The sequence below is a fragment of the Aeromonas sp. 602396 genome (assembly GCF_049173735.1).
Classification (GTDB): domain Bacteria; phylum Pseudomonadota; class Gammaproteobacteria; order Enterobacterales; family Aeromonadaceae; genus Aeromonas; species Aeromonas veronii_A.
Map to the genome: position 1 here is coordinate 86085 of NZ_JAAKSD010000004.1, position 22329 is coordinate 108413.

The 22329-nt window shown below is 60.6% G+C and carries 17 protein-coding genes and 1 pseudogene; 11 read left to right on the forward strand and 7 right to left on the reverse strand.

The features are described from left to right. The 3 genes from G5229_RS07260 to G5229_RS07270 are packed head-to-tail and all read left to right on the forward strand — an operon-like array spanning nt 1 to nt 4873. A complete protein-coding gene (locus G5229_RS07260; protein ID WP_421208876.1) occupies nt 1-1065 on the forward strand; it encodes a SpoIIE family protein phosphatase in 1065 nt (354 codons plus the stop codon). After that, nucleotides 1066-3732, forward strand: a complete 2667-nt coding sequence (locus tag G5229_RS07265) for a response regulator (RefSeq protein ID WP_421172675.1) — start codon at nt 1066-1068, stop codon at nt 3730-3732. Then, complete coding sequence (locus G5229_RS07270) at nt 3671-4873, forward strand: HD-GYP domain-containing protein (RefSeq protein ID WP_216952761.1); 1203 nt, start codon at nt 3671-3673, stop codon at nt 4871-4873. The genes G5229_RS07265 and G5229_RS07270 overlap by 62 nt, the downstream gene beginning before the upstream one ends. Here the strand turns inward: G5229_RS07270 and G5229_RS07275 are convergent. Continuing rightward, entirely contained in the window at nt 4870-5550 is a 681-nt protein-coding gene (locus G5229_RS07275) for an ATP-binding protein (protein ID WP_421208940.1), read from the reverse strand. The genes G5229_RS07270 and G5229_RS07275 overlap by 4 nt on opposite strands. A 166-nt stretch (nt 5551-5716) precedes the next feature. Here G5229_RS07275 and G5229_RS07280 point away from each other — a divergent pair, with 166 nt between their 5' ends. The 8 genes and pseudogenes from G5229_RS07280 (at nt 5717) to G5229_RS07315 (ending at nt 13212) form a co-directional block, all read left to right on the forward strand. Next, nucleotides 5717-7036, forward strand: a complete 1320-nt coding sequence (locus G5229_RS07280; RefSeq protein WP_151287144.1) for an MFS transporter — start codon at nt 5717-5719, stop codon at nt 7034-7036. 144 nt (nt 7037-7180) lie between these two features. Next, nucleotides 7181-7903 (forward strand): MarC family NAAT transporter, encoded by a 723-nt coding sequence (locus G5229_RS07285; protein ID WP_337073128.1) that lies wholly within the window; start codon nt 7181-7183, stop codon nt 7901-7903. A gap of 159 nt (nt 7904-8062) precedes the next feature. Further along, entirely contained in the window at nt 8063-8266 is a 204-nt protein-coding gene (locus tag G5229_RS07290; RefSeq protein WP_216952760.1) for a hypothetical protein, read from the forward strand. Between the two features lie 181 nt (nt 8267-8447). Beyond that, nucleotides 8448-8651: a hypothetical protein gene (locus tag G5229_RS07295; protein WP_421208941.1), complete on the forward strand. Its 204-nt coding sequence runs from the start codon at nt 8448-8450 to the stop codon at nt 8649-8651. A 262-nt stretch (nt 8652-8913) separates the two neighbouring features. Continuing rightward, nucleotides 8914-9855 carry an N-acetylmuramic acid 6-phosphate etherase gene (gene murQ, locus G5229_RS07300; RefSeq protein ID WP_421208877.1) on the forward strand — a complete coding sequence of 314 codons (942 nt, stop codon included), beginning with the start codon at nt 8914-8916 and terminating at the stop codon, nt 9853-9855. 50 nt (nt 9856-9905) lie between these two features. Continuing rightward, on the forward strand, nt 9906-11360 hold the full coding sequence (murP, locus tag G5229_RS07305; protein WP_213387940.1) for a PTS N-acetylmuramic acid transporter subunit IIBC: 1455 nt from the start codon (nt 9906-9908) through the stop codon (nt 11358-11360). A gap of 102 nt (nt 11361-11462) precedes the next feature. Then, complete coding sequence (locus tag G5229_RS07310) at nt 11463-12536, forward strand: porin (RefSeq protein WP_421208878.1); 1074 nt, start codon at nt 11463-11465, stop codon at nt 12534-12536. Between the two features lie 44 nt (nt 12537-12580). Next, a pseudogene (locus tag G5229_RS07315) lies at nt 12581-13212 on the forward strand (DUF2057 family protein). A 68-nt stretch (nt 13213-13280) separates the two neighbouring features. Here G5229_RS07315 and G5229_RS07320 read toward each other — a convergent pair. From G5229_RS07320 to rng, 6 genes are all read right to left on the reverse strand, one after another. Then, a complete protein-coding gene (locus G5229_RS07320; protein ID WP_005342915.1) occupies nt 13281-14144 on the reverse strand; it encodes an SIS domain-containing protein in 864 nt (287 codons plus the stop codon). 32 nt (nt 14145-14176) lie between these two features. Further along, nucleotides 14177-15625, reverse strand: coding sequence for a metalloprotease TldD (gene tldD / locus G5229_RS07325; RefSeq protein ID WP_421208879.1), 1449 nt, complete (start codon nt 15623-15625; stop codon nt 14177-14179). A gap of 133 nt (nt 15626-15758) precedes the next feature. Further along, complete coding sequence (locus tag G5229_RS07330; protein WP_421208880.1) at nt 15759-16577, reverse strand: carbon-nitrogen hydrolase family protein; 819 nt, start codon at nt 16575-16577, stop codon at nt 15759-15761. Nucleotides 16578-16602: 25 nt separating this feature from the next. Next, nucleotides 16603-16923: a Dabb family protein gene (locus G5229_RS07335; protein ID WP_421208881.1), complete on the reverse strand. Its 321-nt coding sequence runs from the start codon at nt 16921-16923 to the stop codon at nt 16603-16605. Nucleotides 16924-16957: 34 nt separating this feature from the next. Further along, nucleotides 16958-20851 carry a YhdP family protein gene (locus G5229_RS07340; protein ID WP_421208882.1) on the reverse strand — a complete coding sequence of 1298 codons (3894 nt, stop codon included), beginning with the start codon at nt 20849-20851 and terminating at the stop codon, nt 16958-16960. Beyond that, a complete protein-coding gene (gene rng, locus G5229_RS07345; RefSeq protein WP_005340056.1) occupies nt 20852-22321 on the reverse strand; it encodes a ribonuclease G in 1470 nt (489 codons plus the stop codon). It abuts the gene before it with no gap. Nucleotides 22322-22329 lie beyond the last annotated feature (8 nt).

Below are 22329 nucleotides of genomic sequence, written 5' to 3' on the forward strand. Positions count from 1 at the left end.
ATGATACAAGAGCATGCGACCCGGGAGGCCAGCTATCCGCTACGCCACGATATCGATCTGCACCTGGCTGTGATGTCGGTTCGTCGGCTCCCATTTATCGCCAACCTATCCGACGTGGATCGCGCCATACTCTCCACCGTGGTCTCCGAACTTGGCAGCAATATCCTGAAATACGCCGGGCAGGGGGAGATCACCCTGATGCTCCATCACCCGAAGGGGAGATCCTGCATCGACATCATCGCCCGTGACAAAGGGCCCGGCATATCGGATGTCTATCAGGCCCTGCAGGATCACTACAGCACTTCCGGCACCCTGGGACTGGGACTGCCCGGCGTGCGGCGCATGATGTCAGAGCTCACCATCAGCACACCGCCGGAAGGGGGCACCCTGGTGCAGGCGCGCAAATGGCTGGGTTCTGTACCCTCGGTCCCACGTCTCATCACGCCCACCCAACAATGGGGGCAGGCAGGTCTGACACTGGTCTGGGCTAGCGAAAACAGACCCTGTTATCCGGAAAAGGTCTCCGGCGATCTGGTCTTTATCCGGCCCACATCCGACGGCGTCTTGCTGGTACTGATCGATGTCAGCGGCCACGGCTCCTCGGCCAACAAGCTGGCACTGATACTGCAAGAGGCGCTGCAAAACACCCCTGAACAGGAGCCGGCACCTCTGCTGCAGCTGTTGCACCAACACTGCATCGGTACCCGGGGAGCGGCCGCTGGCATAGCCCTGGTCAACAGTGAACGGGGTGAACTGAGCTACGCCGGCATCGGCAACACCCGCATCTGTCTGCGCGGCCATGACCTCTGGCGCGGTATCTCCCGTGATGGGGTGCTGGGGGAGCGCTTCCCCACCCCCTTGCTGCAACGGCAGCCCATCAAGCCGGGGGATGTGCTGATGCTCTATTCGGATGGCATCAGCGAGTCACTCAACCTGCGTGACGGCGCACTGGATCTGGGGGCTGATCCCGTCATTCTGGCCCGTCAAGTCATAGACCATAGTGGGCGCAGCACCGACGATGCGAGCTGTATTGTGCTGCGGGTACAACCAGAGAAGGAGCGCTAGATGCGGCAGCTGATCGGTGATATCAGGCTCTCTGGCCCGACGGCAGCCCTCACCGCCAGACGCAAGGTGATCCGGGTGCTCACCTGCATCGACAAGAGCCCCACCTTCGTGGCGCCGCTGGCGGGTACCACCTCGGAGCTGGTGCGCCAGCTGACGGCAACCATCGACTCGCTGCAACTCCAGCTTTGGCTGGAGAGCAATACGCGGGAGCTGTGGGTCTCCCTCTCGGCCGACGAGCCACTGCAGCACAACGCACCCGGTGCAACCCATGGCAGCATCCGGCTGGTTCCTCATGCTGACACCGCCATCGCTCTGGTATGCCACCTGCCACACTGGCCCGATGACGCTCTGCTGTTGCAGATGCAGCAGCAGTTCGCTGAACCGACCCGGGATGAGCTGTTCGCCGTGATGCAGACCAAGAATCAGGAGCTGGAGCAGGCCTATGAGCTGGCAGAAAGCGCAACCCGGGCCAAAAGCGATTTTCTCGCCAACATGAGCCATGAAATCCGCACCCCGATGAACGCCATTCTGGGTATGGCCCACCTCGCCCTGCAAACACGCCTCGACTCGCAGCAGGCTGATTATCTGGGCAAGATCCAGCGCTCGGCCCATCACCTGCTCGGCATCATCAACGATATCCTCGACTTCTCCAAGATCGAGGCGGGCAAGCTGGATCTGGAGCAGATCGAGTTCGATCTCGACCATGTGCTGGAAAATCTGGCAACCCTGGTGGGCGAGAAGGCCGAAGCCAAAGGCATAGAACTGCTGTTCGAGGTCGATCACCAGCTAGACACCCTGCTCTATGGCGATCCCCTGCGGCTCGGCCAGATCCTGATCAACTACGCCAACAACGCAGTCAAATTCACCGAGCAGGGGGAGATACTGGTCAAGGTCACTTGTCTGGAGAAACGACCGCAAGAGGTGCTGTTGCACTGCTCGGTGCAGGACACGGGGATCGGCATGAGCCAGGAGCAGCAGCAACGGCTGTTCCAGTCTTTCCAGCAGGCGGACAGCTCCACCACCCGCAAATACGGCGGCACCGGCCTCGGGCTCGCCATCTCCCGCGAACTGGCGGCACTGATGGGAGGGGAGGTCGGCGTGCAGAGCGAACCGGGCAAGGGAAGCACTTTCTGGTTTACTGCCCGACTCGGCCGCGGCAGATACCGCTCACGCTATCTGCCAAGTCTGGATCTGCGTGGCCGCCGCATACTGGTGGTCGACGACAGTGCCAGCGCCCGCACCATACTGGCTGCCCTGCTGCGCAGCATGAGTTTCGTGGTCGACACCGCCGAATCGGGTCAGCAAGGGCTGCAGATGATCGCCTGTGCCGAGCAGGAAGGTAACGCCTACGAGGTGGTGCTGCTGGATTGGCACATGCCCGGGCTGGATGGCATAGAGACGGGGCGCCGCCTCATCGCCCGCGGCCTTGGCAAGCGGCTTTATCGGGTCATGGTGACAGGTTATGGGCGGGAAGAGATTTTTCGCGAAGCAGAGGCCGCCGGCTTTGATAGGGTGCTGGTCAAACCAGTCTGTGCCTCTGTGTTGTTTGATACCATCATTGGGCTGTTCGGCCAGCAAACCACGGCGACTGCCTTGAAGCCCACCCAGCCTACCCACAACTATCGCTTCGAGGGACTCCGTATACTGCTGGCAGAAGACAACGAGCTGAATCAGCAGGTGGCCATGGAACTGCTGCGAGCGGCGGGCATCGACGTCAGCATTGCTGCCAATGGTGCCATTGCTCTGGAAATGGCTGCGCAACAACCATACGACCTGATCCTGATGGACATGCAGATGCCGGTGATGGATGGACTGACTGCCACCCGTCAGTTGCGCCAGCAAGAGAGCGAAGGGCACCACACTCCGATCCTCGCCATGACGGCCAATGTCATGGCCGGTGACCGGGAACGCTGTCTGGCGGCCGGTATGGATGACCACATCGCCAAGCCCATCGACCCCGACAAGCTTTATGCCGCACTGCAGTGCTGGGCCCCTGCCTTCAGCGTTGAAACCGATGCAATACCCAAGAGCGCACCTTCACCACAGCACCAGCCATTGCAGCCTCAGTTAAGAGCGCTCGGACTCAATGCCGAAGCCGCCCTGCAACGGCTGATGTACAACTGGGGGTGGTATCAGGATCTGCTGCAACGATTTGCCCAACAGGGCACCCGGCCCATGCAGAGCCTGATCGCCGCCCTGCAGAAGAACGACCGGGAGGAGGCCCATCGTCAGGCCCATACCCTCAAGGGGATTACCGCCACTCTGGGCGCCGAACCACTGCGGGGTATCTCGGCCAGGCTGGAGAGTGCACTCTCCCGGGGGGATGACACCACCAGCCTGCTTCCACTGGCGGAACAGGGGCTGCAGATGCAGCAGCAACTGAGCGATGGCCTACAGGCCCTGCTACCCACCCAGACCACAGCCGACCTGCCGGAGCAAGAACAAGTCGACCTGGCGCCCCTGCTGGCGCAGCTGATCCGGCTGCTGGCGGAAGATGATGCCGGAGCTCTGACCCTGTTCCAGCAGCATCAGCAGCAGCTGACGAGAGTGCTGGGAGAGACGGCATCCAGGATAGCTGACGCCATTACCGGCTTCCGTTTTACGGATGCACTTGCACATCTGCAACGAGTCCGGGCCCTCAGGCCCGATCTGTTCAACCAAGAGTGAGGGCACCACCATGCTCAACCTGCTGGATCCCGATACCAAGCCCACCCTGCTGGTGGTCGATGACACCCCTGAAAACCTCTCATTGCTCAGCGCCTTGCTCAGCCCACAATACCGGGTCAAGGTCGCCATCAGTGGCCAGCGGGCACTGGAGATACTGTCATCAGACTCCCGGGTAGATTTGATCCTGCTTGATGTCGTGATGCCCGGGATGGATGGTTATCAGGTGATGCAGGCACTGCAGGAGATGCCGCAGGCACGGCATATTCCGGTGATTTTTCTGACTGCCAAGGTAGAGGAGAGCGCCGAGGCACATGGACTGGCTCTCGGCGCCGTGGACTATATTCACAAGCCGATCTCCCCCGCCATCGTGCTGGCCCGCGTCAGAAACCACCTTGAGCTGAAGGCGGCACGGGATCTGCTACATGACCAAAATGCCTATCTGGAGCAGGAGGTGGAACGACGCACCCGAGAAAACGAGCTGATCCAGAACATCACCATCCACTCCCTCGCCTCTCTGGCCGAAACCCGGGACAACGAGACCGGCAACCACATTCTGCGCACCCAGCATTATGTGAAGCTATTGGCGGAAACTCTCTGCGAGCACCCTCGCTTTCGTGCCGAGCTGACCCCCAAGACAATAGAGCTGCTGTTCAAGTCGGCCCCCCTGCACGATATCGGCAAAGTCGGCGTACCGGACCGGATCCTGCTCAAACCTGGCAAACTCGATGAAGATGAGTTCGCCCAGATGAAACACCACTCCACCCTTGGCAAGGAGGCCATAGTCCACGCCGAGGAGGCACTGGGGGTAGAGGTGGAATTTCTGAGACTGGCCAAGGAGATCGCCTGCTACCACCACGAGAAGTGGGATGGCACCGGCTACCCCTACGGTCTGATAGGAGATGAGATTCCCCTCTCGGCCCGACTGATGGCGCTAGCAGATGTGTACGATGCCTTGATCAGCAAGCGGTGTTACAAGGCAGCCATGACCCATGCAGAGGTGGTGCCCATCATTTTGGCGGGAAGGGGCAACCATTTTGATCCCGACATCACGGATGCCTTCGCTCACATCCACGTGCAATTTCACGAGATCGCGCTGCGCTACAACGACGACAAGAGCGATCAGGAGGCCAAACTCGACTAGGTGCTGGAATCAGCAGGCAACAAGTCAGTGAAGATGAAACCATCGCGCTCCACCGTCTTCCCCGTGCAGATCGCCAGCGGGCGCAGAAACATGGGGCCATCATAGGCCAGAGTGTGAAACTCGCCGTTCTCGCCGCACGGATCGACCCCCGCCGGCTGCGCCGCCAGCAGTGCCTCGTCAAAATCGTGGCCACCCAGGCTGGCATCCAACTTGTTCGGGTCGAGAGCACTGATCCGCGCCTTCAACCCAGCGGCCACCATCTGCGACGCCAGTTCACGGGTATTGCTGCCCCACAGCGGGAACAGTGGTTCGATGCCGGTGCCTGCCAGCAGCTTTTCACGGTAGGCGCGCACATCCTCAAGGAACAAGTCGCCAAAGGCCATATGGCGGATCCCCTGTGCCACCACATCGGCGATAAAGCCGGTCATGATGCGGGCGTAATCCTCGTTGCTGCAGGGCCAGGGCAGATCGATGGTGATGAGGGGCAGCCCGACGCAGGCGGCCTGTTCGGTCAACAGCTGCTTGCGCACCCCGTGCATCGCCACCCGCTCGAATGCCTGATTGAGGGTGGTAAACAGCCCCACCACCTCGATGGCGGGATCCTGCCGCAACTGATGCAGAGCCCATGCGCAATCCTTGCCGCTGCTCCAGGAGAGCAGTACCCGTTTCTTTTCCATCATTCCTCCGCCAGCGGGGCATTCGGATTGCCCCAAAAAGATGCAAGACAGTGTTGCGAATTGCGCGATTTACACACAAGAGGCAGGCAGCATACTCTCGATCACCTGTATATGCCCCTTGCACGGGGTGACAATAACTAAAAAAACCGATGGGAAACATACGGATATGACCACGACCACACAACAACACGATCACGCCCGCCCCCTCAATCGACAGGATTACAAAACCCTGAGTCTGGCTGCCCTCGGCGGTGCGCTGGAGTTTTACGACTTCATCATCTTCGTCTTTTTCGCCGTGGTCATCGGCGAGCTGTTCTTCCCGGCAGATATTCCCGAGTGGTTGCGCCAGTTCCAGACCTTCGGCATCTTCGCCGCCGGTTATCTGGCCCGCCCGCTCGGCGGCATCATTATGGCCCACTTTGGCGATCTCATCGGTCGCAAGCGGATGTTCACCCTCAGCATCATCATGATGGCGCTGCCGACCCTGTTGATCGGTCTGCTACCCACCTATGCAGTGCTCGGCATCGGCGCCCCCATCGCCCTGCTGGGACTGCGGATCCTGCAAGGCGCCGCCATCGGCGGTGAAGTGCCGGGCGCCTGGGTGTTTGTCGCCGAGCACGTTCCTGCCCGTCGGGTCGGGGTCGCCTGCGGCACGCTCACGGCGGGATTGACGGCCGGCATCCTGCTCGGCTCCCTCATCGCCACTGCGGTCAACAAGAGCCTGACCCCGGCCGAAGTGAGTGACTGGGGCTGGCGAGTGCCCTTCCTGCTGGGCGGTATCTTCGGCATCGTCGCCATGTACCTGCGTCGCTGGTTGCACGAGACCCCGGTCTTCGCCGAGATGAAGGCCAACAAGACCCTGGCTGACGAACTCCCCCTCAAGTCGGTACTGCGCAACCACAAGAGCAGCGTGGTGGTCTCCATGCTGCTCACCTGGCTGCTCTCCGCCGGTATCGTGGTGGTGATCCTGATGACCCCCACCTATCTGCAGAAGGTCTATGGCATCAGCCCGGCTGACGCCCTGACCGCCAACTCGCTGGCGATCATTGCCCTGACCCTCGGCTGCATCGTCTATGGCCGACTGATCGACCTGCTGGGCAGCGGTCTCACCTTCATGTTCGGCTCCCTGCTGCTGGCAGGCTCCAGCTACGCCTTCTATCACGGTCTGGCGGCCGGTACGAGCCAGCTGGTGCCGCTCTACATGCTGGCAGGCTTTGCGGTCGGGATTGTCGGCGCCGTGCCTTACGTGATGGTCAACGCCTTCCCGCCGGTGGTGCGCTTCTCAGGTCTGTCGTTCTCCTACAACGTGGCCTACGCCATCTTCGGCGGCCTCACCCCGATGGCGGTGACCCTCTGGATGAAGAGCGACATGCTGGCCCCCTCCCACTATGTGGTAAGCCTGTCGGTGCTGGGTTTCGCCATCGGCCTCTGGCTCTGGTTCCAGCAACGGGCCATCCGGCAACAGCAAGCGCCGCAAGCGGCCTGAACCGAACATCAAGCCCCGGTATCTGCCGGGGCTTTTTTGTACTGCTTATGTTCAGTTTCGCCAGCATAAGATAGCCTCCCTCTTGAGTCAGGTGACCACCTGGATCAAGGTATTCCCATTCATCCCTGCTATCCGAGGCTCAACATGTTCTTTCAGGTCGTATTTCTCGCTTTGCTGGCGTTGCTGCCCATGGTCAATCCGCCTACCACGGCCACCCTGCTGCTGGGGCTGAGCAAGGGGATGTCGCGCGAACATGTGCGACGTCAGGTCAATATGGCGGCCATCTATCTGTTCTGCACCCTCTGCATCACTTTCTTTATCGGATCCTCGATTCTGGATCTGTTCGGTATCTCCATTCCGGGTTTGCGCCTGGCCGGGGGGCTCATCATCGGCTTTATCGGCTTTCGCATGCTGTTCCCCGCCCCCAGCCAGCAGAGCGGGGTCGATATCAACCAGAGCATTGCCTTCGTACCACTCACCATGCCCAGCATGTGCGGGCCGGGCACCATGGCGCTGGTGATAAGCGGGGCAGCCCAGATTGCCGAGCTGCCTGACGAGTACAACCGCCTCACCATCTATGGCGCCATGGTCACTGCGTTTGCCCTGATGAGCCTGATCAGCTGGGGAGTATTGAAGCTGGCGGATCCGGTCTGCAAGATCCTTGGCGCCACCGGCATCGATGCCATGACACGCATCATGGGCTTCCTGCTGGTCTGCATGGGTATGCAGTTTTGCATCAACGGCATCAAGGAAGTGGCACAGGATCCGGTCTTCCACGGCGGCCAGGCCGTGCAAACCGCACCGGCGCTACCGCAGGCTTCCGGCACGTTTGATCAGTTGCCGCAAAAGCCCGCCAGCTCTGATTGAAAACGGTATCAAAAAGTCCCTGACGATCTGCACTGATCTTGTTCCTGATCATGTTATTGACACAAAAATGGGTTAGTTTGTTTTTTATACAGACTTTATTCAGACGGACGCTGATAGGTTTGTTGATGAATACCCACTCAACTTCAGGAGAGTATGCAGATGGAGAAGATACTGACCGAAATAGGGAGCCATAGCCTGTTTCACGAGTACCTGAACGTGGTTGGGATTGCGAGCCCATCCCTCGCCAAGATTGAGCAACACTGGGAATATAAAAAGCGGGAGCAGCTGGTCGCCAAAATCCAGATCGACAAACAGGGCAATGCCCGTTACTTCATCGATGCTCGCGCAATATCCATCAACTGATACCGAATAACCAGCCAGCCCCGCTCCACCGAACGGGGCTTTTTGTTGTCTGCGATCCCGCACTCGCTGACCCGCATTATCTCTGCTGTTGCCAGAAGCTCTGCTTGTTTTTTGTACAGCACTCATTCAGCTCGACATGGCTATCTTGTATCTGCCCCCCTTGTTCCAGAAGAGTGCCCATATGACCAAGATGCTGACCGAAATCGGCAGTCATAGCCTGTTTCACGAATACCTGAATGTGCTCGGCATAGCCAATCCAGCTCTTGCCAACATAGAACAACTGTGGGAACACAGGCAGCAAGAGAGGCTGCTCGCCAAAATCCAGATCGACAAACAGGGTAAAGCCCGTTACTTCATCAACGCCCGCGCCATCTCGGTCAATTAACACCGATGATTCTGCAAGCCCCGGCCTACTGACCGGGGCTTTTTGTTGCATGTCCATCAAGCAGGCTAGTCAATCCCCCTGTCACCCCCTCTTCTCTCTATGCTCCTCTGATGGAATTTTACCTCCTTTAAAAAGAAAATAATTAGAATAATTAATTATGCGACACTGGTCTCATAATGAAAATCAAAAATCGAGCATGATGACCCGCATCGAAAAGAATGATTTACGCCGGGAATGGCGACGACCTGAAGTAGAGGAAACGATGACCATTGACCTATCAAGCATGATTACTGAAACCCGCAATCCAGCCAGCATCGAGATCGATCAGCTCCCGACGCTGGATATGCTGCGGATCATCAATCAAGAAGATCAACACGTTGCAGTGGCTGTAGGCCAACTGCTGCCCGAGATCGCCAAGGCGGTCGATGCTATTGCAGCCGCATTTGGCAAAGGCGGCCGCCTGATCTACATCGGGGCTGGCACCTCCGGGCGCCTCGGCATTCTGGACGCCAGCGAATGTCCCCCCACCTACGGGGTCTCTGCAGAACTGGTCATCGGTCTGATTGCGGGGGGCCACAAGGCCATCTTGCAGGCAGTGGAGAATGCCGAAGACGATGCAGAACTCGGTGCCAACGATCTTAAAAGCATCCACTTCAGTGCCAATGACGTGCTGGTGGGTATCGCAGCCAGCGGTCGAACCCCCTATGTGCTGGGCGCCATGCAATATGCCAGGAGCCTGGGTGCCACAGTGTGCAGCATCAGCTGCAACCCGGGCAGTCCGCTCGCGAAAGCGGCCGACATCAGCATGGTCGCCGTGGTCGGCCCCGAGATTGTGACCGGCTCCTCCCGCATGAAAGCGGGCACCGCCCAGAAGCTGATCCTCAATATGCTCTCGACCGGCGCCATGATCCGCACCGGCAAGGTCTACGGCAATCTGATGGTGGATGTGGAGGCGACCAACGCCAAACTGGTGGAGCGCCAGAAGCGCATCGTCATGGAAGCAACCGAATGTGACCGTGGCACGGCCGAGCAGGCTCTTGCCGCCGCAGATAACCATTGCAAGACCGCCATCGTAATGATCCTGGCCAATATCTCCGCCAGCGAAGCACGAGAGCGGCTGAAAAGCAGCGGCGGCTTTATCAGCAAATGCACAGATGAATCGGCCGACCGCACATTGGCCGCGCCAGCAATGGCGACAGGATAACAACATAAGCGGGGCATCCGCCCCCTCACATCAGACTGACCGGGTTCTTTATGGCAAAAATAACTGACACCATGATTGGCCAGATCATCCAGGCCATCGGCGGCCGGGATAACATCACCAACTGTGGCCACTGCATGACCCGCTTGCGGCTGAGCCTGGCGGACAGCCTGCATGCCGACCGCGATACTATCAAACGGATTGCCGGGGTGATGGGGGTGATTGAAAGCGACAATCAGTTCCAGATAGTGCTTGGCCCCGGCAAGGCCCAGACTGCCTGCGAGATGATGAATGGCATGCTGAATGCAGACGCGGGAACACTGACCGCCCCCCGCCCGCAATCATCGGATCTTGGCGACATCGCCGCCGCCAACAAACAGGCGCTGAAGCAGAAACAGAGCAGTGCGGCACACCGCTTCCTGGCCAAGTTTGCCACCATTTTCACTCCGCTGATCCCCGGTTTTATCGCTGCGGGTCTGCTGCTCGGCTGTGCCACCCTTATCGAACAGACCCTGTTGCTGGAAGGACAGCAGACAGGGGGCATGCTGGCCGAATTCGTCGGCTACATGAAGCTCTTCAGCAAGGGATTGTTCAGCTTCCTCAGCATCCTGATCGGCTACAACGCCCAGAAGGCGTTTGGTGGCTCCGGCGTCAACGGTGCCATCATCGCCTCTCTGTTTGTCATGGGTTATGACCCTCAGGCCAGCAGCGGCATCTACTCCGGTATCACCGACTTCTTCGGCCATCAGATCGATCCCCGCGGCAACATCATCGGCGTGCTGATCGCCTGCATCATAGGCGCTTCGGTTGAGCGCCAGGTTCGCCGCTACATGCCGGACAGTCTGGATATGATCCTCACTTCCTGCATCACCCTGCTGATCATGGGAGCCGTCACCTTTATCCTGATCATGCCCCTCGGCGTGCAGCTCTATAACGGCATGTCCTGGCTCTTCATCAACCTCAATGGCAACCCGTTCGGTACCGCTATTCTGGCTGGCCTGTTCCTCATCTCGGTGATGTTTGGCATCCACCAGGGGTTCGTTCCCGTCTACTTTGCGCTGATGGATGCCCAGGGCTTCAACTCCCTGTTTCCTATCCTAGCGCTGGCCGGTGCCGGACAGGTAGGCGCTGCGCTGGCGCTCTACAGCCGGGCAGGCAAGGATTCCCTACTGCGCACTCAGGTGAAGGGCACCATCATTCCAGGCATTCTGGGGGTCGGTGAGCCGCTCATCTACGGCGTCACCCTGCCGCGGGTCAAACCCTTCATCACCGCCTGTTGCGGTGGTTCGCTGGGGGGATTCGTGGTTGGCCTGATCTCCTGGATGGGTCTGCCGGTCGGCCTCAACACCGTCTTTGGCCCATCCGGTATCGTCGCCCTGCCGCTGATGACCTCCGCCCAGGGGATCTTCCCCGGCATGATGGTCTATGCGGTCGGCCTCGCCGTCGCCTACCTCGGCGGCTACCTCTTCACCCTGATGTTCGGCTGCAAGAACGTCGATCTGAGTTAATCCCTCCTCCGGATTTCTAGCCAAGGTCTGGCCCCGAGCAATCGGGGTCATGGCCAAACTCATCCCGGCTCTGGCACAGAGCCCGTACAGGAACGATAAAAAATGAAAAAATCCATGCTTGCTCTGATTCTTCCCGCGCTGCTCGGCACAGGTTCCGCTCATGCGGCCGTCATCTATCAGGCTGACGATGGCTCCAACGTCGACCTCTACGGTCGTCTTGGCTTCAATATTTCCGACAAGAAGAGCGGCAATGATCAGGGTGACTTCGATGGCCGTATCGGCTTTACCGCCCGTCAGACCATCAATGACGATGTCGCAGTGATCGGCATGGCGCAATATCAGGTCAATGCAGCCGAATACGCCAACAACGTGCAGAAGAACAGCAGCGACCTCACTGCCCGTTACGTCTGGGCCGGGATCGACGGTGGCCAGTGGGGCAAGGTGACCGGCGGGCGCGTCTCTTCCGGCCTCATCATGTTCACTGATATTGGCGATGTGTTTGCGGCCTCTGATGTCTCCATGGCTCGTCAGGCCAGCAAGGTGGACTCCACCGCCGTGCAGGTGTTCCGTCAGGATGGCACCCTGCAGTACCAGAACACCCTCGGCAATCTGGATCTCTCGCTCGCCTACATCCTTGGTAACGGCACCTCGGATCTTGATTACGGCTACAACGGCGCCCTGCGCTACATCTTCGATCTGGGCAATGCCGGTAAACTGGCTCCGGTCGTGGCGTATCAGCAGACCAAAGCCGCCCAGAGCAGTGGCAGCAAGGTCGATCCCAATGCCGATGAGTATCGCTTCGCCGGGATTGGTACCCGCTACTATCTCGGCCCTCTGATGTTGGGTGCCCTCTATAGCAAGGATCAGGTGACCTATCGCGACGGCCGTGCTGACAGTGAAGACAAGGTGTGGGAACTGACCGCTGTGTATGACATCAACCAGAAGTGGGCGGCCCGCGCAGGCTATCGTCACCTCGTCAACGAGGGTGGCGATCAGATGGCACTGCGCGATACTACGCTGGAGCTGCAATACAAGCTCACCCCGCGATCTTCCCTCTACAGCGCCTATGTGATCCGCAATGGTGAAGATGGTCTGGCTGGTAGCACCATCACCAGCTTTGGTGGCAGCAGCAACAGCGAGAGCTTCTACCACCTCGGCCTGCGCTACGAATTCTGATCTGGTTGCCGGCCTGCGGGCCGGCTCCTTCATGGAGTCTTATGATGGCACGATCCTCCCTGCTCTCTCCCCTACTACTATCCCCCCTGTTTGCCCTGCTGCTCAGCGTACCGGCCACGGCCGCCCGACTGGAGCTGGCCGATACCCTCACCCTGCTCGCCTCGCCACAGGGCAAACCCTCGGCCTTCACCCGGACCATTGAGCTCCCGGCGGGAGAGTCCCGACTGCTGGTCCGCTTTGACAGCCCAAGTGACCCTCGATCCACCAACGAGAGCCCGGGACGCGTGACCTCTGCTCCTCTGCTGGTCACCCTACAGCACCAGCACAAGGGACGCTGCAATTGACCACCCCGGTGCTGACCAGCCCCTCGGTTATCCGCCGGTTTGCCGCCAGCCCGGCCCTGCGGCTGAGTGACGACAAGGGCACCTCACAGCCGCTGACACTACAAGCCCTGCCACGCAGCCGGGATGGACTGGGCACCGATTACCAGGCCCTGCTGGCGAGCCATACGCCAACAGTGAGCTCGGCCCCCATTTTCGCAACACAAGCCGCAACTGCCGCTCATACAGCTTCTGCACTTACGCCGGAGCAGGCGGATGCCACCCTGCGGGAACTCTATCTGGCGGCCGATGCCAAGCGGCGTAAAGCCTTTATCCGCTGGGCCCTTGACCTCTAGCAGACAACAAAAAACCACCTGTTCAGGTGGTTTTTTGTTGTACGGATGATGCAGAGGCAGAGCCGACCTCACTCCTTGTTGAGTCGGTCGATGGCATCCCGGGTACCGTCAATCAGTGCCCAGGCTCGCTCGTCTCTGCGCTGCACCAGGCCGAGGAACAGGATGTCGGTAATGGTGTTCTGGGCGGTACGTGAGGAGATGGAAGAGATACGCAACTCGTTCTCCTCCGCCACCGTATCCAGCACCATGTCGGCCATCTGGCGCAACTGGGTTTGCCGGAACGAAGTCACGGCAATCAGGGTGGCACCATTGCGCTTGGCCAGCTCGGCCGCCGCCAGCACATCACGGCTGGCGCCAGAATAGGAGATGACCAGCTGTACATCACCCGGCCCCAGGGTCTGGGCGATGGAGATCTGCACATGGCTATCCTGGGCAAACAGGGTAGTTACGCCGATCTTGAGCAACTTGTACCAGAGATCCTTGGCAGTCAGTGCCGAACCGCCAATCCCCACCAGCTGTACCCGCCCGGCGCCATCTATGGTATCGAGTACCTGCTTCAGCAGAGCACTGTCGAGGGCCTGAGTGGTCTCGACGATGGAGTTGATCTTCTCCTGCGCCAGCTTCTTGGCCATGGTCTCCAGATCATCGTCCCGCCCGATGCCATTGTAGAGATCACCGACATTGTCGGTCTTGATGGCATGCTTGCGCCCCAGATCCTCGCTAACCGCCAGCTTGAAGGCGGTGAAGCCCTTGAACCCGATCTTCTGGGTGAACTTCACTATGCTCGACTGGCTCACCTCCGCCTGCTGGGCCAGCTCCTGGGAGGAGAAGCGAGTCACCTGCTCCGGGCAGGAGAGGATGTAATCGGCAATCTTGAGCTCGCTGGGAGAGAGCTGGCTCCGGATATTGGATATTTTCGACAGGGTAAGCATGGTTTCTCTCTGTTCTTGTTCTGCGTCGAGGCTTACTGGGTGCCACCCACGGTGAGCTGATCCAGCTTGAGGGTGGGCTGGCCGACACCGACTGGCACGCTCTGCCCCTCCTTGCCGCAGATGCCAACCCCGCGATCCAGCGCAAGGTCGCTACCCACCATGGAGACCTGGCTCATCGCCTCGGGGCCGTTGCCGATCAGGGTCGCGCCCTTGATGGGGGCAGTGATCTTGCCATCCTCGATGAGATAAGCCTCGGAGGCGGAGAAGACAAACTTGCCGGAGGTGATGTCCACCTGACCGCCGCCGAAGTTGGGGGCATAGATCCCCTTCTTCACCGAGGCGATGATCTCGGCCGGATCATACTGACCCGCCAGCATATAGGTGTTGGTCATGCGCGGCATCGGCATGGCGGCGTAGGATTCGCGGCGCCCGTTGCCGGTGAGCGGCACGCCCATCAAACGGGCATTCTGCTTGTCCTGCAGGTAACCCTTGAGAATGCCATTCTCGATCAGCACGTTGTAGCCACCCGGTGTCCCCTCGTCATCGATGGAGACGGAGCCGCGTCGACCCGGCAGGGTGCCGTCATCGACGATGGTACAGTGTTTGGAAGCCACCTGCTCGCCGATGCGGCCGGCAAACGCGGAAGATCCCTTGCGGTTGAAATCCCCCTCCAGACCATGACCCACCGCCTCGTGCAGCAGCACGCCAGGCCAGCCGGAGCCCAACACCACTGGCATGGTACCGGCTGGCGCGTCGATGGCCTCCAGATTGACCAGTGCCTGACGCACCGCTTCACGCACATAACCAAAGGCGCGGCTCTCCAGCCCGTCCAGTTCGAGGAACCAGTCGTAACCAAAGCGCCCGCCGCCACCGGCACTGCCACGCTCGCGGCGCTCACCCTTCTCGGCGATCACGGTCACCGACAGACGCACCAGCGGGCGCACATCCGCGGCCAGGGTGCCATCGGTGGCGGCCACCAGCACCTCTTCGTAAACGCCGCTGATGGAGGCCATCACCTGATTGATGGCGGGATCCAGACTTCTGGCGAACTTGTCCATCTGCTCCAGCAGGGCAATCTTCTGGTGCTTGTCGAGGGTCTGCAGCGGATCCATGGCCGGATAGAGCAGGTTTGCGGAGGTTCTGGCCCACGCCTTCACCTTGCCGTGAGCACCGGCAGCGGCGATGCCACGAGCAGCAGTCACCGACTGTTGCAGCGCCAGCAGGCTCAGCTCGTCCGAGTAGGCGAAGCCGGTCTTCTCGCCGCTGACGGCGCGCACCCCGACACCCTGATCGATGTTGTAGCTGCCATCCTTGACGATGCCATCTTCCAGCATCCAGGACTCGTGCCAGCTGCGCTGGAAATAGAGATCGCCGAACTCGACCTGATGGCTCATCAGGCTGCCGAGCAACTGCTGCAGGCGCCCTTCGTCGAGGTCGTTCGGGGCCAACAGGGAGGCACTAACCTGGCTCAATAGACTCAATCTTCTTCTCCACTCTCGTAACGAGCTGTTTTAAATCGTCTTGCCGACGGGTTGGCAACAAGCCACACCATCACAACAAACGGGCATGCTCCAGCACGGGCAAACGGCTGCGTTTCAATTTTTCACCACACCATCAGAGCAAACGGGCGTGTTGCAGCACTGGCATGGTGCGTTTCAATTCGTCGATAAGCCCGGGCTCCATCTTCGCCAGCACTGTGCCGCCCCCGGACTCTTTGCTCGCCAGCACTCGACCCCAGGGGTCGATCACCATGCTGTGGCCCCAGGTCTGGCGCCCCGTATCGTGAGTGCCGCCCTGATTGGCAGCGACTACGTAGCACTGGTTTTCGATGGCGCGGGCCCGCAGCAGCGGCTCCCAGTGCGCCTCGCCGGTCACGGCGGTAAAGGCGGCAGGCACCAGCAGCACGCGGGCACCGGCACGGGCCAACTGGCGGTAGAGCTCGGGAAAGCGCAGATCATAACAGATCGAGAGGCCGAGGGGACCAAAGGGAGAGTCCACCACCACAGGCCACTCGCCGGGGCTGAATGTCTCCGACTCACGGTAGCGACCGTGATTGTCCGCCACATCCACGTCGAACAGGTGGATCTTGTGGTAGTGGCCCCTGAGCTCACCGCTGGGGTCAAACACCAGCGAGCTGGTGTGGATATGGTCGGAATCGGCGATGGTGGTCGGCATTCTTGTCGGCATAGCCCCGGCCACCAGCCAGATGCCATAATCGCGGGCCCATTCAGCCAGTTGCTGCTGGATCGGGCCCTCACCTATGGCCTCGGCCCCATCCAGATAACCCTGCCGTTCGCCAAACAGGGCAAAGTTTTCCGGCAGCAGCACCAGCAGCGGCCGCTCTTTGGGCAAGGCCGCCAGTTCGGCGGCGATCTGCTCCCGGTTATCCTGCCAGTGACGGCCAGATACCAGCTGTATTGCGGCTAACCACATGACGTTCTCCTTGTCGCTTGAGCCATCAGACGGTGACAGCATCCCCCGCCTGCAGGGTGTAATCCAGCACTATGATGCGCTCCAGCACCGGGCGGAAGATGGCCTTGAGGGCATCGTGATCCGGATGGGGCAGATAGCGCTGGCGGGCCGCTTCGTCGGCGAAGGTCATCAGCACGCTGTGGGTAAACCCCTCGGCTCGCCCCTCCGGGCTGTCATCCCGACCCCACTCCACAGCGATCACGCCGCTGACCTGATGGGGAATGGCGAGAAAAGCGTTACGCACCGCATCTATCTGGGCAAACTGGGTGCCCGGTTTGAAGGCGATCAGCAGGATATGTCGGATCATGGCTCACTCCTTGTGATGGTGCCGGGCCGCTCGTTCAGCGCTGAGCGGGCCCCGCGTGTTTGGGGCTCAGCAGGAAAGGGGTCACCTCTTGGGTCGGCAGGCTGGGGGCAACGGCGTCAACCGCCTCTTTCTGCTGCTGGTTGAGCTTGATGCGCGCGCGATCGCGCCCCGCCTCGATCAGCTTGGGTGCGTCGAGCGGGCCCGAGATGCGAAAATCGATGCGGGTCACCACATCCACCACCGGCTCCAGCAGTTTGGAGAGGGCCAGCACATAGAGACCCGTGACCGGCGTGATGGAGAAAGCCGCCACCACCGGCAGGGTGCCCCCCAGATTGGGGGAGAAACTCAGCTCGTAGTCGAGCCGCCAGCGCACCAGATCGGCGATCCCCTCGCCGCGCAGGTTGCCTGCCGCCCCCTTCATATAGAAATCATCGTTGCTGACCTGCCCCTGCTTGATGGTGGCAGAGGCGGACATGGATTCGAAGTAGAAGCCCTTGTCGAACACATCGCGAAAATCGAGGCGCAGTTTGCGCAGCAGGGAATCGAGGCTGAGCAGGGAGAGCAGTCGCGCCCCCTTGTCGTTGACCTCCCGCAGGGTGCCGCCCTCCAGCTGATAGTTGGCACTGCCCCCCAGAGTCGGCAGGCTCGGGCGATAGGGCACATCCTGCCAGTTCAGATCAAAAGCGAGGGAGCCGGGGGCATCGCCGATGGGCGAGGTGTAGCCGAGCCGCTTGAGCAGCAGCTCGCTGTTGTTGCTGGTCAGCTTGCCACGGGCGCGGGTCTCCATCTGGTTGCCATCGGCCAACCAGTCGACGCTGCCGGTGAGCTGACTACCTGCCAGCCGCATATCCAGTCCCTTGAGGGTCACCTTGTTGGCGCCGGGCACCAGCTCCCCTTTCACTTCGCCGAGCGGCAATGCGCCAAAGCGGCAATCGACGCAGCTGAATGTCAGCCAGGGGATGGAGGCCATGATGGCGTTATCCTGCCTGGCATCGGGGTCCGGACTGAGATCCGAACTCTTGCCGGACCAGTAGATGCGGGCAAACTTGGCATCCACCGGGCGATTGGCTACTGCAGGCAGGCGGATCACCCCCATCACGTCGGGGCTGTCGATCATCACTTCGGTCGCCTGATTGGTCGGCCCCACGGTGAAACGCGCCGCCTTGAGGGTGGCACTGCCGATATAGGCGCGAGCCAGCTGTCCATCCACCCACCACTCCTGCGGCAGGAAGGCGGGGCCGACCACCGCATTGCCGGTCTGGTTCTGCGCTGGCAACCACTGCTTGAGTCGCGCCAGCCAGCCGCCCACATCGGCCTCCTGCTGGTTGATGGCGAGCAGCATGGGGGCATCGCGCATTACCCGGGCGCCCGGCTGGCCCACATCAACTCGCACCCGGCTGAGATAAGGTACCCCTTCGCCGTAGACCAGTCGGGTCTGCATATCCACATCAGCCCCCAGTACGGCACGAATGTCGGCGCTGCCATCCCGGCCACGGGCGATCACCTTGAGCGGCAGCCGGCTGGCACTGCTCTTGGCCAGCGGCAGCGGCAGATCCAGCCCCATCCCCTGCAGGTTGGAGTCGAGCGCCAGCTGGAAGCTGAATGGCTTGCTCTCGGGCAAGGTCAGCCCGAGCTTGCCACCCCAGTTACTGCGGCCGTTGAGAATGCCGAATGAAGAGATGGCGGCGGGCTGGCGGCGGCTATCCCACTGCCCCTTGAAATCGAGGTCGACCTGATAGTGATCCGGATGCTGGCGCCCCTGATAGTCGAGGGTCAGCGGCTGGTTCCACAGGCTCGCCTTGAGGTTGCTGAAGCGGGTCTGTTCGTTGTCATATTCGAGGCGCCCCTGCACCTTCTCCAGCGGCAGGTCCAGACTGGCGACCCGCACCTTGTTGTTGCTGAAGGTGGCATCACCGCTCGCCTTCACCTCGCTCTCGCCATCGAGAGGAATATCGAGCTTGACCGAACCGGCCATCGGGCCGCGGATCTCGATCTCTCGCAGCGCCTGACCTACCGAACTGCCCAGCGGGGAGTCCTGCAGGTAGTCGCTGATGGCCTTGCCCTCCCCCTGCACCTTGGCATCCACATAGAGGTGGGCGCCGGGGGAGAGATCCGGGATCCAGGCATGCACCGAGTCGGAGCTCGCCTTGCCGAGTTTGGTGGATCGGCTGCGCATATCGAGACCGGCATTCTGGAACAAGAGATCGATCTGCAGGTCGGTAAGCGGTTGCCAACCGGGGAAGAACTCGTAGGTGGCCTGCTCCAGCGGCACCGCCACCTGGAAGATGCCCTTGCCGTTGTCGTAGGGGAAATCCCGAAACTCCCCATACCAGAGCAGGTCGGCCCCCTTGGCCTTGCCCCCCTTGATGGCGCCGCTCAGGTAATCCACCAGCCCCTTGTCCATCGCCTGCAGCGGGAAGTAGCGATCCGCATGGCCCGCATTCTTCACATCGATGCGACCGGTCAGGGCGAGGAAAGGGTGCTCGAACAGATCGAGGCGGAAACGGCTGGCCAGGGTCAGATCCGGGTTATCCAGCGCGATATCCTGACCGTAGAGCACCCAGCCCTGTTCCTCGCGCCACCAGTCGAGGCGGGCCGAGAAGTTGTCGACCGGGATCGGCATCTTGAAGTGACGGGCGGGATCCACCTTGTCGTTCGCCAGCGCCAGTCTGGCGCTACCACCGGTCGGGGTAAGCCAGAACTCGCCGTTGAGATCCTGCATTCCGGGTATATCTTGCCAGGCCTTGAGGCGCACCTTGCTGAAGCGGCCACTGAAGGAGAGATCCTGCCAGTCGGCATTGGTCAGCAGCGTCAGATCCTGCACCGCCCCCTGCGGATTGGTCTGGCGCAGGGTCTCGCAGAGTGTGGGGTAGAGCGCCGAGACCAGCTGACTGATCTGGGTGATCTTGTCGAACTCTATGCTGGGCAGATAGCCCTGCACCCGATCCCCGACCCGCTCCAGCTGCAAGCGGCTCTGCAACCAGGGTTTGCCGTCCAGCTTGAAGGTGACGTTATGGCTGGCCAGTTGCCAGTCGGTGCCCTCACGGCGCAGCTGGATCTTGCCGCCATCGAGGCCGAAGCGGTGCATCTCCCCTTTCTTGGGATCCTTCCAGATCAGGTAGTTGTTGCCAAACGCCAGCAGGGTATTGCCCAGCTTGCCGCTGTCAAACTCGCTCCAGAGCTGGAAGTCGAGCTGACCGGTAACCCTGGGTTCACCAGCATGGATCCTGGCCAGGGTCGGGGTGATATCGAGCTGGCGGGCCCCCAGATAGAGCTGCCCCTTGAGGCGATCGAGTCGATCTTGCGGCGTATCTACATCGAGTATCAGATCGAGGGTGCTCTCGCCCACCCCGTTGATGAGATAGGCCTTGCCGACCCCCTGATGGCGCTTGCCCCTGTTCTGCCAGCGCAGATGGGCGATATCGAGCGCCCGCATGTCACCGAGCGCAGTAGTGACACTGAGGCGTGTATCGTGCACATCGAAGGTGGAGAGCTGGGTCAGCAGAAAGCGCAGCAGGGCACCCTGCTGGGGATCGCCGGAGGGGCTGTCGTCAGCCGGTTGGCTGAAGTCGAGAGTGATATCGCCATCGCTCAGGATCAGCTCGCCAAAGACCGGCTTGAGCTGGTTGAGGGTGCGCCAGAAGTCTAGATGCACCCAGGCCTTGCCGAGCTTGATGGTATAGCGCTTGGAGTCGGGGGCGACGGCGAGCTGTTGCAGCTCGAGGGCCGGGCCAGACTGTGTCCAGCTCAGCCCAATCTGATCGACGCTGACCTTGATTTGCGAATCGCCGAGCAGAGAGTTGATAAGGCTCTCCCGGTACTGATTCAGCAAAGGGCCTCCGACCCGTACCAGGGTGACCAGCATGGCCAGCAGTACGAACAGAACCCCCAGGGCCAACCAGCCCCGACTCAGCCAGCGATAGACCAATTACATCATCACCACGTCGAACTGCTCCTGACCACAGAGGGGTTCGCTCACTACCCGCACCTGTTTGCCGATAAACACTTCCAGCTCCGCCAGACTGTGGGACTCCTCGCCATGGAGGTAGTCGGCCACGGCAGGGGCTGCGTAGACGGTGAACTGATCCGCATCGTAGGCACGATTGACCCGGATGATCTCCCGCAGGATCTCGAAGCAGACCGACTCCACCGTCTTGACCCGGCCGCGCCCTTTGCACTCGGGGCACTCGGAGCAGAGCACATGCTCCAGACTCTCGCGGGTGCGCTTGCGGGTCATCTCTACCAGACCCAGCTGGGAGAAGCCGTTGACGTTGGTCTTGGCGCGGTCCTTGGACAGCGCCTGCTCCAGACTGTGCAGCACCCGGCGGCGGTGATCTTCCGACTGCATGTCGATGAAGTCGATGATGATGATGCCGCCGAGATTGCGCAGGCGCAGATGACGGGCGATGGCCGCCGTCGCCTCGACGTTGGTATTGAAGATGGTCTCTTCCAGATTGCGGTGGCCGACAAAGGCGCCGGTGTTGATATCCACCGTGGTCATGGCTTCGGTCTGGTCGATGATGAGGTAGCCGCCGGATTTCAGCTCCACCTTGCGCTCCAGCGCCCGCTGGATCTCGTTCTCCACGTCATAGAGATCGAAGATGGGCGACTCGCCGGGATAGTACTCCAGCTTGCTGGCCAGCTCAGGCACGTACTCTTCGGTGAAGCGCTTGAGCTGATCGAAGCTCTGGCGCGAGTCGACGCGGATCTTGTCGAGTTCTGCACCGACGAAATCGCGCACCACCCGAAAGGCCAGACTGGGATCCTCGTAGAGGATCTTGCAGGGGGGATACTTCTGCTTGCGCTCGAGGATCTTGCGCCACAGCCGCTTGAGGAAGGCGGCATCCTGCTCCAGCTCCTGCTCCCCCACCCCTTCAGCGGCGGTACGGATGATGTAGCCACCCAGCTCATCCACATAGCCAGCTACGGTGCGCTTGAGGCGCTCCCGCTCCGCTTCGGACTCGATTCGCTGGGAAACGCCGACGTGAGCGCTGCCCGGCATAAAGACCAGATAGCGGGAAGGCAAGGTGATATCGGTAGTGAGACGGGCACCCTTGGTACCCAGCGGGTCTTTCACCACCTGCACCATGATGTCCTGCCCCTGACGCACCAGCTCGGCGATATTGCCGACCTGGAACTGCTCCTTCTCCTTCACCGCCACACACTCGGTATGGGGCACAATATCGGAGGCGTGCAAAAAGGCCGCCTTGTCCATGCCGATATCGACGAAGGCTGCCTGCATGCCAGGGAGCACCCGGCTTATCTTGCCTTTGTAGATGTTGCCGACAATGCCGCGTTTGGCCTGACGCTCTACATGCACTTCCTGCAGCAGACCGTTTTCGACCAGAGCGACCCGGGTTTCGGAGGGGGTAACGTTAACCAGCAGTTCTACCGACATAACTAACC